The following is a 12,456-nucleotide window of genomic DNA, read 5'->3' on the forward strand; positions in this document are numbered from 1 at the left end:
CTTTCAGCGGAAGGATCTTCCATGAGCGATGCCCTGAATTTTTCCTCAACCAGCCCGCGTCTCGGGCTTCCGCTGCTCTATGCCGGGCAGGCTCAGAAAGAGGCTTTCGTCAATGAGGCGCATGCCCGGCTGGACGCCTGTGTGCAGTGCACGATCGAGGGTGTGTCCGCCATGCCACCTGCCAGCCCTGTGGAAGGCAGCAACTGGCTGATCGCTCCCTCCGCCAGCGGAGACTGGGCCGGTCAGGACGGCAGACTGGCCGCGCGGCAGGCTGGAAACTGGCTGTTTTTCGATAGTTTCGACGGTTTACGTATCTTTAATCGCGCGACAGGCCAGTTTTCGCACCACGATGGCGCCTGGAAGGTTCCCGCCGCCGTTTCCCTGTCCCAGGATGGTACCGTAATCGATATTCAGGCGCGAGCAGCGCTTGCCAATCTGGTTGCAGCGTTGCAGACTGCCGGGGTATTGCCATCGTCCAGTCAAGCCAATTCGGACTGAAAGCCAACCCTCCCTGAAACGGGATTTTTACACCAGTCAACCTTCCTGCAAGGTGCCGGGAAAGCGGCATTTTTGCAACAGTGCAGGATTTTTCGCGGCTTGCGTGTAACCAATGAAGTGGATAGACATTTCCCCAATCGGTGGCCTCCACATCTTGAAAGGGGAATTTATAATGCGCAGACTAGCCCTGGGTTTGGCGCTAGCCTCGACCGCCCTTGCCACGCCCGCTCTGGCGCGTGACAAGTCTTGGTACGTCGAAGGCGATGCCGGTGCGACCATTGTCGAGAGCAATCGCGTCGTGAACATCGCTCCCGGCACGCCCGCCGGCGGCACCACTGTCGGTTACTTCAACACCAAGACCGGCTACGATTTCGGTGGCATCATCGGTTACGACTTCGGTCCCTTCCGTCTGGAAACCGAAGCCAGCTACCGCCGTGCACAGGCCAAGAAGTTCACCACTGCCGCTGGCACGGTGTATGACTCGGCCAACAACCAGGCTGCTGGTGGCACCGGCGTGCTCAGCTTCATGGCCAACGGCCTGCTGGACTTTGGTCCCGATGACGGCCTGCAGGGCTTCATCGGCGGCGGCGTCGGCGTGGCGCGCGTCAAGAACGCGATCTACACCGCTGCTCCGTTCAACAACGGCGGCGTGAACGACTCCTCGTCGGGCTTCGCCTACCAGGCTCTGGCCGGTATCCGCGCTCCGCTGAGCAAGCATGTCGACCTGGGTCTGAAGTATCGCTACTTCGCCGCTTCGGGCGCGAACAAGTTCGTCAGCCTGCAGGGCAACCCCTTCATCGAGCGCTTCCACTCGCACTCGCTGCTGGCGACCCTGACCTACAACTTCGGTGAGCCGGCTGCTCCGCCGCCGCCTCCCCCGCCGCCGCCGCCGCCGCCGCCTCCCCCGCCGCCCCCTCCGCCGCCGCCGCCGCCTCCGCCGGCTCCGGTGTGCAACAAGGGGCCGTACATCGTGTTCTTCGACTGGGATAAGTCGGACATCACGCCTCAGGCTGCCACCATTCTGGACAGCGCGATCCAGGCCTATGGCAACTGCGGTACGGCGGCGATCACCCTGGCCGGTTACACCGACCGCTCGGGTACGCCCAAGTACAACCTGGGTCTTTCGGCCCGTCGTAACGCCTCGGTGCGTGCTTACCTCACCTCGCATGGCGTGGCTGACGGCACCATCTCGAGCACCGCTTACGGCGAAGCCAACCCCCGCGTTCCCACCGCCGACGGCGTGCGCGAACTGCAGAACCGTCGCGTGGAAATCACTTACGGTCCGGGTTCGGGCAACTAAGCTCGATAAGGCTGCAAACAAAGAAAGGGGCCGGAGAAATCCGGCCCCTTTTTTGTGTCCAGCGCCGGAGCGTTTTCAAGCCGGGTGGAATCCCCCGGCGCCTTACGAAAACGTGGCCAAACAAAAACTTAGAGCGGTTGATCCGATACAATCGGATCAACCGCTCTAGCGTGGAAAAGAATGGGCAGTTGCGCTTCAGATTGGGCGATGGGCGTAGGGCAGAGGATCGACCAGACCCGCCTGCTCGAAACCGGCAAGACGCAGGCGACAGGAATCGCACAAGCCGCAAGCCTTTCCATCAGGCTGCGGATCGTAGCAGGACCAGCTCATGCCAGCGTCCAGACCCAAACGGTCGGCTTCCTGAGCGATCTGCGCCTTGCTCATATGCTGCAAGGGGGCCTGAATGCGGAAACCGGCGCCTTGCGCCCCGGCCTTGGTCGCCAGATCGGCCAGCTTCTCGAAGCCCTCGATGAACTCCGGGCGGCAATCGGGATAGCCCGAATAATCCAGCGCATTCACGCCAATAAAGATGTCCTTCGCACCGACTGCCTCGGCCCAGGCCAAGGTCAGCGAGAGAAAGACCAGATTGCGCGCGGGCACATAGGTGACGGGGATATCGTTACCCACCCCCTCCTTGGGCACATCGATAGCATCGGTCAGCGCCGAACCGCCGAACTGCCGCAGATCGAGCGGCAGAACCACATGCTTGACCGCCCCCAGATGCTCGGCCAGCAGCGCGGCCGACGCCAGCTCGCGGCGATGGCGCTGGTTATAATCGATGGTCAGCGCATAAAGACTGTAGCCGGCCTCGCGCGCCAGCCCCGCCGACACCATCGAGTCCAGCCCGCCCGACAGCAGCACCACGGCCTTCTTGTCGCTCGTTTGGGGGGAATTGGTCATTATCGTTCCTTGTCACCACATAAGGCGTCACATCACGGCGCCCGGCATCAGCAAGGCGCCGTGATGGTCATGGAACAATCGCCCGGCACGGGCCAGAGCATTTTCGGCAACAGTGCTGCCGAAAGGGTCACAGTTCGATGGGAAAGACCTTCGAACAGAAGGCGCAATCGACCAGAATGTCACCCGCCTCATCGCGCATCTCATCCAGCTCCTCGGCCGGGAAACGGCCTAGCACCGTGCGGTAATACTCGGCGCTGCAACGGCAGCCGCGCGTCAGAGAGGTGGCGGAGAGCAGCCGCACCTCATCTTCCTCATGGAACAGGCGCCAGATCAGATCGTCGAGGCCCAGCGTGGGATCGACCAGTTCCTTGGCGGTCATCGACCCGGCCAGCGCCGCAACATGCTCCCAATGCGGGTGGTTCATCCGCACATGCAGGCGCTCGCGCCCTTCCTCACCATCGGGCAGATGCTGGATCAACAGCCCACCGGCCGCGCAGCGCTCACCCTCCACATCGAGGCCGATGCGGATCAACGTGGGCACCTGCTCCGACTGGGCGAAATAGGCCTCGCACACCTGAGCGAGCGACGCCTTCTCCAGCGGCACCACGCCCTGATAGCGCTTTCCGGTCGCCGCCAGATCGAAGGTGATCGCCAGATAGCCCTTCTCACCGAACAGATCCTGCAGGCTCTCACGCCCGTCCAGCGCAGCGAGACGCTCGGCATCATGGCGGACATAGCCGCGCAATTCGCCCAACCGGTAATCGCAGATCAGCAGATCCACCACGCCGCCTTCGGCCTGCACCTGAAAGGTAAGCTGGCACTCCTCATCCTTGAGCAGCGTGCCCATCATCGTGGTGAGCACCAGCGCCTCGCCCAGCAGGCGCCGCAGCACCGGCGGATAGTCATGCGCCGCCAGAATCTCATGCAGCGACGTTCCGAGGCGGACCATCCGGCCACGCACATCGCGAGCGGGGATGGTGAAGGGCAGAACCTCGTCCATGCCCTTCACGGTTTCATCGCCAAAGATCACAGCGCACCCAGCGCCCAGAGCAGCACCGATTTCTGGGCGTGAATGCGGTTTTCCGCCTCATCCCAGACCAGCGAGCGCGGCCCGTCGATCACCGCATCGGTGACCTCTTCACCGCGATGCGCAGGCAGGCAGTGCAGGAACCATGCCTCGGGCGAAGCCGCCGCCATCACCGCATCATTGACCTGATAGGGCTCCATCGCAGCGATCACCGCCTCGCCGCCGGGCTGGCCCATCGACACCCAGGTGTCGGTGACCACCACCTGAGCGCCCTTGGCGGCTTCCAGCGGATCCTGCGTGAGGGTGATGCTGACACCGGCCTCACGCGCGCGCGCCACGAAGCCCGCATCGGGTTCGAAGCCCGAAGGGATGCCCGCGCGGATGTTGAAGCCCAGCAGGCCGGCAGCCTCGATCAGCGAATGCAGCACATTGTTGCCATCGCCCAGCCAGGCCAATTCCATGCCCTGCAGCGCGACACCCTGCTCCTGCAAGGTCAGCAGATCAGCCATGATCTGGCAGGGGTGCGACTGGTCGGTCAGCCCGTTGATCACGGGGACGGTGGCGTAATGCGCCAGCTCCTCGATCTTGGCGTGATCGTTGGTGCGGATCATGATCGCATCGACCATGCGGCTCAACACGCGCGCGGTGTCGGCGATGGTCTCGCCGCGCCCCAGCTGCATGCCGCCCGCTTCCATCACGATCGAGCTGCCGCCCAACTGGCGGATCGCCATATCGAAAGAGACGCGAGTACGGGTCGAGTTCTTCTCGAAGATCATCGCCAGCACGCGGTCGGCCAGCGGCGCATCGGCATCGACGCGCCCCTTAGGCCAGCTGGCGCGGGCCTGCTTGCGCGTGCCCGCATCGGCCAGAATGGCGCGCAGCGCTTCGGGCCCGGCATCGGCCAGATTGAGGAAATGCCGCAGATCAGACATCACACCGCCTCCGGCTGATAGGAGGCCGCGCCCGCCGAGAGCTTCTCCATAAACTCGTCGATATGGCTCTCGTCGATCACCAGCGGCGGGAAGACGCGCATGGTCTGGTCGCCCGCCGACACCGTGAGCAACTGGTGGTTGTCACGCAGATGCGCCACGAAAGGCCGCGGCTCGATCTTCAGCTTCAGACCCATCAGCAGGCCGCGCCCGCGCACCGCCTCGAAGATCTCGGGATAATTGCCGATGAACTGCTCCAGACGGGCGGTCATCTTGGCGCCCATGTCACGCACATGCGCCAGGAATTCGTCATTGGCCACGGCGTCCAGCACCGCCTCGGCCGCCGCCATGGCCAGCGGATTGCCGCCATAGGTCGAGCCATGGGTTCCCGCCACCATGCCGCGCGCGGCCTTCTCGCTGGCCAGACACGCGCCCAGCGGGAAGCCGCCGCCGATGCCCTTGGCGGTGGACATGATGTCCGGCACGGCGCCAAGCTGCTCATAGGCGTAGAAGGTGCCGGTGCGCGCGACGCCGGTCTGCACCTCGTCGAACACCAGCATCAGATCCTGCTCGTCGCAGAGCGCGCGCAGGCCGGGCAGGAAGTCGTCCGAAGGCACCTTGATGCCGCCCTCGCCCTGAATGGGCTCGACCAGGAAACCCGCAGTGTTGGGGCCGATGGCCGCCTTGGCCGCCTCCAGATTGCCGAACTCGACATATTTGAAGCCGGGCAGCAGGGGCAGGAAGCCCTTATGCATCTTCTCCTGATTGGAGGCGCTGATCGTGCCCAGCGTCCGGCCATGGAAGGCATCGCTGAACGTGATCAGCTCATACTTGTGGTCGTTGCCGACATGCTGGTGATAGGCACGCGCAGTCTTGATCGCGCATTCCACCGCCTCGGCGCCCGAATTGGTGAAGAACACCGTGTCGGCGAAGGTCAGATCGACCAGACGCTTGGCCAGGCTTTCCTGATGCGGGCTGCCATAGAGGTTGGAGACATGCATCAGCGTCGCGGCCTGCTGCTGGATCGCGCCGATCAGCCCTTCATGGCTGTGGCCCAGCAGGTTCACCGCGATGCCGCTGGCAAAGTCGAGATATCGGCGGCCGTCCTCGCCGATCAGATGGCAGTGTTCACCGCGCACGGGCCGAAAGGCGGTCCGGGGGTAAACAGGCATCAGAGGCGAAATCGACATGCTACGTTCCTTTACTCAGACCTTCATTGCCAGCTTTGGCATTGGGAGGATGGGTGCTGATTCTCGCGGAAATGCGATGCTGGTGACAGCATCATGACGGAAACGACAAATGGCGGCTTCCCCGGATGCGAATCCTGGGGAAGCCGCCATTTGCGCGTATTTATGGTGTCGCTTTATCTCCGTCAAACCCGGACTTTCATCCGGGCCCGACTTTTACGGAGACCTCAAGCGAACGGTGTCAGCCCTGACGCGGCACCAGGTTGACAGCCGAGTACTTGCCTCGGCGGTCCACCTCGATGTCGAACTCCAGGCGATCGCCCTCGTTCAGCTCGCGCATGCCCGAGCGCTCAACGGCGCTGATGTGCACGAAAGCGTCCGGCTGGCCATCGTCACGCGTGATGAAGCCGAAGCCCTTCATCGCGTTGAAGAACTTGACCGTGCCCGAAGCCTTGTCGCCCGTCAGCTGACGCTGGGGAGCAGCCGGCTCGCGCTTGGCAACGGCGATGACATCGCCGACTACGACGAGGTCGCTGGCCGAAATCTTGCCGCCGCGATCGACGAGCGTGAATTCCAGGCCCTGACCTTCAGCCAGACCTTCCAGACCGGCGCGCTCAACCGCGCTGATGTGCACGAACACATCTTCGCCGCCATCTTCGCGCTGAATGAAGCCGAAGCCCTTCTGGCCGTTGAAGAACTTGACGACGCCCTTGCCCTGGCCAACGACCTGGGCAGGCATACCGCCGCCACCGCCGCCGAAACCACCGCCGCCGCCGCCGCGCGGGCCGCCGAAGCCGCCACCACCGCCGCCGCCACGCGGGCCGCCAAAGCCACCGCGATCGCCGCCGCCAAAGCCACCACGATCACCGCCGCCGAAGCCGCCGCGATCACCGCCGCCAAAGCCGCCGCGCGGGCCGCCGAAGCCGCCACGGTCGCCGCCCATGAAGGGGTCGAAACCCTCCTCGCCAAATCCGTCGCGCTTGTCCCGGCCCCGGCCGCGACGCCCTCTATCAAAACTCATATACCCGAAAGAACCTTCGCTTCGCCCTGATCGATCGTGCCCGGCGCCTGGACGAAACGCACCGAGCAACAGGGCCAGGCGCCATGCGACAGCACAGTCCTTTCCTCTGCATTTTTCGACATACCCCAAAAATCCGGGCAGCGCGAACAGAATCCGCATTCCTTGTTCAGATTCGTGACAATCGGTTTACAGGCTGCGGTCATCCGCGAGTCGTCGCCAGCCTTGCGCTTGCCAGCATGAACCTGCGCTGGCATGCCGAGCGGGTTTACGGGCCATCACGCCCGCCCCGAGATAAGGACAATGCCGATGTTTCGCCAGCTCACCGACACGATTCTCGTCAGCCCGCAGATCGATCTCGACGATCTGGCCGAAGCGGTGAAGCTGGGCGTGAAGCATATCATCAACAACCGCCCCGAAGGCGAAAGCGACGACCAGACGCCCGGCGCGGTGATCGAACAGGCCGCCAAGGACGCGGGCCTGACCTATGTGGCGATTCCGGTCGGCCATGGCGGCTTCAGCGAAGGTCAGGTCAACGCCATGGCCGAGACGCTGGCCGGCGCTCAGGGCCCGATTCTGGCCTATTGCCGTTCGGGCACGCGCTCGACGCTGCTCTGGGCACTGGCCCGCGCCAGCCAGGGCGCCACCGCCGAGGAACTGACCCCCATCGCCAATGCCGCCGGTTACGACATCACCCCGGTGCGCCCGCTGGTCGATATGCTGAGCGCCAAGGCGAGCTGAACACAGCCCTTTCCGGCACAAAGCAAAGCCCGGTCCACAACGGCCGGGCTTTTTGCTGTGCGGAGTCTTTTGAAAATCCGGCGGGGGAAGCGGGCTGGTGCGGCACTGCGCAAGAAAAGAGGGCCGGAGCGGCTGGCTCCGGCCCTTTGAGTTTTTGTCCGCAGGAGGAACATCGGGTGGCGGGACCGGGAAGGAGGATCGAAATCCCTGCCCCGCCGAACTTTAAACTTAGCTGTTGTAGGCGCGTTCACCGTGCTCGGTGATGTCCAGACCTTCGCGCTCGGCTTCCTCGGTGGGACGCAGGCCGATGGTCTTGTCGATCACGAAGAGCAGCACGGCGGTCACCAGACCCGACCACACCAGCGTGATGCCGACGGCTTCAGCCTGAGTGATGACCTGGCCCATCGTGTCCCAGGCGCCAGCCTTGGCCACGAAGCCCGTGTAATCGACCCAGCCCTGACCGCCCAGCGCGGGGTTGGCCACGATGCCGGTGCCGATGGCGCCGATGATGCCGCCGATGCAGTGCACGCCGAACACGTCGAGCGTATCGTCATACTTGAACTTGTTCTTCACGGTGGTGACGAAGAAGAAGCAGATCGGCGAGACGACGAGACCCAGCACGATCGAGGTCATCGGCGCGCCGAAGCCCGAAGCCGGGGTGATGGCGACCAGACCGGCCACAGCACCCGAGGCAGCGCCCAGCATCGAGGGCTTGCCATGCACGATCTGCTCGACGACCGCCCAGGCGACCGCAGCGGCGCAGGTGGCAAGCATGGTGTTCACGAAGGCCACAGCGGCGACACCGTTCGATTCAAGGTTCGAACCGGCGTTGAAGCCGAACCAGCCCACCCACAGCAGCGAGGCGCCGATCATGGTCATGGTCAGCGAGTGCGGCGGGGTGTTTTCCTTGCCGAAGCCCACGCGCTTGCCCAGCACGAGGCAGCCGACCAGGCCAGCGATACCGGCGTTGATATGCACCACGGTGCCACCGGCGAAGTCCAGCGCGCCCTTCAGGTACAGGAAGCCGGCGTCATTGGGGCTGGCGTACAGGAAGTCTGGGCCGGCCCAGTACCACACCATATGCGCGATGGGGTAATAGGCGAAGGTCGACCACAGCACGGTGAAGATGATCAGCGGCGTGAACTTGATGCGTTCAGCGAAAGAACCGATGAACAGCGCCGGGGTGATCATGGCGAACGTCATCTGGAAGACGAAATAGGCCAGTTCGGGAATGTAGACGTTGTTCGAGAAGGTGGCGGCATAGGTGCCGCTGGTCACGCCCTGCATCAGCGCCTTGGAGAAGCCGCCGATAAAGGGCGAGCCGCCGGTGAACACCAGCGAATAGCCATAGGTGGCCCACAGCAGGCCCGTGACCGACACGATCATGAAGACCTGCATCAGCACGCTGAGCATGTTCTTGCTGCGCACCAGGCCGCCGTAGAACAGGGCCAGGCCGGGAATGCTCATCATCAGCACGAGCACGGAGGACACCAGCATCCAGGTGGTGTCACCCTTGTTCACCATATTGGCCTGCTGGGCCACGGTGGGGGCCTTGATCAAAGCGGCTTGCGCGAAGGCGGCCCCGGCATAGCCGAGGGAACCGCCCACCGCCGCGACGCCGCACATCATCTTGCGGATCATCGTGTTATCCTTCCAAAGTGAAGCGCCGCTCACAGCGCGGTGTCCCCGGTCTCGCCGGTGCGGATGCGGGTGGCCGAGGCCAGATCCAGCACGAAGATCTTGCCGTCACCGATGGCTTCGGTGCTGGCGCTCTGCTGGATGGTCTCGACAACGCGCGGCGCGAGTTCGTCGCTGGCGGCGATCTCGATCTTCACCTTGGGCAGCATATTCGTGGAATATTCCGCCCCGCGGTAGATTTCGGTCTGCCCCTTCTGCCGGCCAAACCCCTTCACCTCGGACACGGTCATACCCGCCACACCGAGGGCGCCGAGGGCTTCACGCACCTCGTCGAGCTTGAACGGCTTGATGATGGCGATGATGAACTTCATGCCTATCCCCTAATAGCCAACCGGCGCCATGCCGGATGAACAGGGATAAGCACGAGGTGTGCCAGTTTACGATTCGTCAGGATTCACGGGAGTGTCATCGATTCCATTCCTGTCGCGCAGGGATGGTTTGGCGCTCGAATCTTGCGCATCTGCCTAAATTTTAGGCAAAGCAGGGCCAAAACTTTGCCCATGCCTGAGGCAAATGACTTAGGTTGGGCGGGGCCGGAGCCGGGCAGGACTGGTTAAAACGGCCCCTGCCCGGATTTTACGCCCGGTTTTAAGGCTCAGCGCTCCTTGGTGGCGCTGAAGGTCAGTTCGGGGTTGCGTTCCTGCTGATAGGACACATCCCAGGCCGAGCGCGCCAAGAAGACCATGCCGCCATCACGATCCTTGGCCAGATTGCTTTTGTTGAACTCGGCGAAGTCGCGCAGCGCGGTGTCCGTGCCCTTCACCCAGCGGGCCGTGTCGAAAGGCGCGCCTTCCAGCACGGCTTCCACCTTATACTCAGCCTCAAGGCGTGAGATCAGCACGTCGAGCTGGAGCTGGCCGACCACACCCACGATCCACTGCGCGCCGATCTCGGGATAGAACACCTGAATCACGCCCTCTTCGGAGAGGTCATCCAGCGCCTTGCGAAGCTGCTTGGTCTTGGTGGGGTCCTTCAGCGCCACGCGACGCAGGATTTCCGGCGCGAAATTGGGCAGGCCGGTGAAGCGCACCTTGTTCGCTTCGGACAAAGTATCGCCCACCCGCAACGTGCCGTGGTTGGGAATGCCGATGATATCGCCGGGCTCTGCCGAATCGGCGATCTCGCGGTCCTGCGCGAAGAAGAGGATCGGCGAATGGATGGCGATCGGCTTGCCCAAAGCCGAGGGCGTCAGCTTCATGCCGCGCTTGAAGGTGCCCGAGACCAGACGCATGAAAGCGATACGGTCGCGGTGCATCGGGTCCATATTGGCCTGCACCTTGAAGATGAAGCCGGTCACCTCGCCATTGGTGGGGTCGATGGTGCCCGCCTCGCTGGGCTGGGGGCGCGGCGGCGGCGCGATGCGGGCAATCGCCTCGATCAGCTCGGCCACGCCGAAATTCTTGAGCGCCGAGCCGAAGAACACCGGCGTCAGATCGCCATGGCGATAGGCTTCCAGATCGAACTCCGGATAGCCCGCCTGCCCCAGTTCGATCTCCTCGGCAAATTCCTCCGGCACCGGCTCATGATCGACAGTGCCGAGAAATTCGCGCGAATCGCCCTCGGGGCGGCTGATGCGGCCGCTGGCCAGATCCAGAATGCCCTCGAAAGTGCCGCCCATGCCCACCGGCCACGATTGCGGCGAAACGTCCAGCGCCAGCGCATCGGCCACCTCGTCGAGGATCTCGAAGACGCTGCGCCCCTCGCGGTCCACCTTGTTGACGAAGGTGATGATCGGCACATTGCGCATGCGACAGACCTCGAACAGCTTGCGGGTCTGCGGCTCGATGCCTTTGGCGGCGTCGATCACCATGATCGCCGAATCCACCGCCGTCAGCGTGCGATAGGTGTCTTCCGAGAAATCCTCGTGGCCCGGCGTGTCGAGCAGGTTGAAGGTGATATGCCCCAGCCCGTCGAAATCCCGCGCGAAGGTCATCACGCTGGAGGTAACCGAAATGCCGCGCTGCTGCTCGATCTTCATCCAGTCCGAGCGGGCGCGCCGCGCAGCCCCACGCGCCTTCACCTGCCCCGCCAGATGGATCGCGCCGCCGTTAAGCAGCAGCTTTTCGGTCAGCGTGGTCTTGCCCGCGTCAGGGTGGGAGATGATGGCGAAGGTGCGGCGGCTGGAACTCATGGAGCGCGCCTCTAGCGGTTGCCGGGCGGCGCGTCCACGGTGAATGGGCCAGAGAACGAGGGGCGACTATCCCGGCGAGAGACAGCCGCCTTTGCTCATGCCGGGCGGACCGTCACATCCAGACGATAAGTGCGCGACTGGCCGGGCTCGATGGTGACGACGCCGGGCTTCTGCGTGAAATCGCCCGCAAAGCCCAAAGGATCGGCATGGCCCTGCCACGGCTCGATGCAGAGGAAATGCGCGCCCGGCGCCTGCCACAGCCCCAGCGCCTGCGTATCGGGAAAGCTGACGTCCAGCCACGCGCCACCCTCGGCGCCATAGGACAGCGCATGGCTGTGCGGGTGATCCCAGATCACCGCATCCTGCTCGAACAGGTCAGGGGAAAGCGCCAGTTCGCGGCCCTTCACCGGGCTTGCCTGTTTTTCAGGCAACAGCTGGCCGAGCGCCTTGTCGACGCGGCGGATATCCTCGGGCTCATCCTTTGCAAAGACGATTCGATGGGCATCCTTGGCCGCCCCGCCCGGCAGCGGCCAGGCGAAGGCCGGGTGATAGCCGAAGCTGAAGGGCATCGGATGATCGTCCGCATTGGTGATGGTGGCGGCCATATGCAGCGTCTGCCCGCTCAACCGAAACGCCATCGCCAGCTTGAAGGCGAAGGGATAGACCTTGCGGGTCTCCGCACTGTCGCTCAGGCCGAAGACAGCGACATCCTCCTCCACCACCAGCACATCGAAGGCATTGCGGCGGGCGAAGCCATGGCGCGGCAGATGATAGGTCTGATCGCCCAGCCGATAGGTGTCGTCCACCAGACCGCCCACAATGGGGAACAGCAGCGGGGCATGGCCCGTCCAGAAGGCGGGATCGGCATCGGTCATATACTGGGCGCCGGAGGCGTCTTGCAGCGACCACAGTTCCGCGCCGAACGGATTGATCCGGGCCGTCAGAGCGCCCGAGGTGATCGAAATCAGGTCATCCATAAACCGTCCCCTTTGCGGCACCAGACTGGAGGCTGGCACCGCAAAGGGCA

General features: G+C 63.7%; 12 protein-coding genes. 3 read left to right on the plus strand and 9 right to left on the minus strand.

The window, feature by feature from the left end:
- Positions 1-21 precede the first annotated feature (21 nt).
- Both ABDW49_RS18020 and ABDW49_RS18025 read left to right on the plus strand, forming a co-directional pair.
- The gene (locus ABDW49_RS18020) at positions 22-498 is read left to right on the plus strand and encodes a DUF2793 domain-containing protein (protein WP_343613633.1); all 477 of its coding nucleotides are present in this window, start codon (positions 22-24) and stop codon (positions 496-498) included.
- A gap of 172 nt (positions 499-670) precedes the next feature.
- The gene (locus ABDW49_RS18025; RefSeq protein ID WP_343613635.1) at positions 671-1,798 is read left to right on the plus strand and encodes an OmpA family protein; all 1,128 of its coding nucleotides are present in this window, start codon (positions 671-673) and stop codon (positions 1,796-1,798) included.
- A gap of 195 nt (positions 1,799-1,993) precedes the next feature.
- Here ABDW49_RS18025 and queC read toward each other — a convergent pair whose 3' ends face one another.
- The 5 genes from queC to ABDW49_RS18050 form a co-directional block, all read right to left on the minus strand.
- The gene (queC, locus tag ABDW49_RS18030) at positions 1,994-2,698 is read right to left on the minus strand and encodes a 7-cyano-7-deazaguanine synthase QueC (protein WP_343613636.1); all 705 of its coding nucleotides are present in this window, start codon (positions 2,696-2,698) and stop codon (positions 1,994-1,996) included.
- A 127-nt stretch (positions 2,699-2,825) separates the two neighbouring features.
- A complete protein-coding gene (locus ABDW49_RS18035) occupies positions 2,826-3,698 on the minus strand; it encodes an Hsp33 family molecular chaperone HslO (protein WP_343614366.1) in 873 nt (290 codons plus the stop codon).
- 26 nt (positions 3,699-3,724) lie between these two features.
- Complete coding sequence (argF, locus tag ABDW49_RS18040) at positions 3,725-4,657, minus strand: ornithine carbamoyltransferase (RefSeq protein WP_343613637.1); 933 nt, start codon at positions 4,655-4,657, stop codon at positions 3,725-3,727.
- Positions 4,657-5,844 carry an aspartate aminotransferase family protein gene (locus tag ABDW49_RS18045; RefSeq protein WP_343613639.1) on the minus strand — a complete coding sequence of 396 codons (1,188 nt, stop codon included), beginning with the start codon at positions 5,842-5,844 and terminating at the stop codon, positions 4,657-4,659. The genes argF and ABDW49_RS18045 overlap by 1 nt, the downstream gene beginning before the upstream one ends.
- 238 nt (positions 5,845-6,082) lie before the next feature.
- Entirely contained in the window at positions 6,083-6,862 is a 780-nt protein-coding gene (locus ABDW49_RS18050; RefSeq protein ID WP_343614368.1) for a cold-shock protein, read from the minus strand.
- 306 nt (positions 6,863-7,168) lie between these two features.
- On the opposite strand from ABDW49_RS18050, the gene ABDW49_RS18055 reads away from it, so the two are divergent.
- Positions 7,169-7,600 (plus strand): TIGR01244 family sulfur transferase, encoded by a 432-nt coding sequence (locus ABDW49_RS18055; RefSeq protein WP_343613640.1) that lies wholly within the window; start codon positions 7,169-7,171, stop codon positions 7,598-7,600.
- A 228-nt stretch (positions 7,601-7,828) separates the two neighbouring features.
- Here the strand turns inward: ABDW49_RS18055 and ABDW49_RS18060 are convergent, their stop codons facing one another.
- The 4 genes from ABDW49_RS18060 to ABDW49_RS18075 all read right to left on the minus strand — a co-directional run bounded on the left by ABDW49_RS18060 (position 7,829) and on the right by ABDW49_RS18075 (position 12,406).
- Positions 7,829-9,229, minus strand: a complete 1,401-nt coding sequence (locus tag ABDW49_RS18060) for an ammonium transporter (RefSeq protein WP_343614370.1) — start codon at positions 9,227-9,229, stop codon at positions 7,829-7,831.
- Between the two features lie 41 nt (positions 9,230-9,270).
- On the minus strand, positions 9,271-9,609 hold the full coding sequence (locus ABDW49_RS18065; RefSeq protein ID WP_110870478.1) for a P-II family nitrogen regulator: 339 nt from the start codon (positions 9,607-9,609) through the stop codon (positions 9,271-9,273).
- Positions 9,610-9,893: 284 nt separating this feature from the next.
- Complete coding sequence (locus ABDW49_RS18070) at positions 9,894-11,429, minus strand: peptide chain release factor 3 (protein ID WP_343613642.1); 1,536 nt, start codon at positions 11,427-11,429, stop codon at positions 9,894-9,896.
- A gap of 95 nt (positions 11,430-11,524) precedes the next feature.
- Positions 11,525-12,406: an aldose 1-epimerase family protein gene (locus ABDW49_RS18075; protein ID WP_343613644.1), complete on the minus strand. Its 882-nt coding sequence runs from the start codon at positions 12,404-12,406 to the stop codon at positions 11,525-11,527.
- Positions 12,407-12,456: the final 50 nt, after the last annotated feature.

The sequence above is a fragment of the Novosphingobium sp. genome, assembly GCF_039595395.1.
Lineage (GTDB): Bacteria > Pseudomonadota > Alphaproteobacteria > Sphingomonadales > Sphingomonadaceae > Novosphingobium.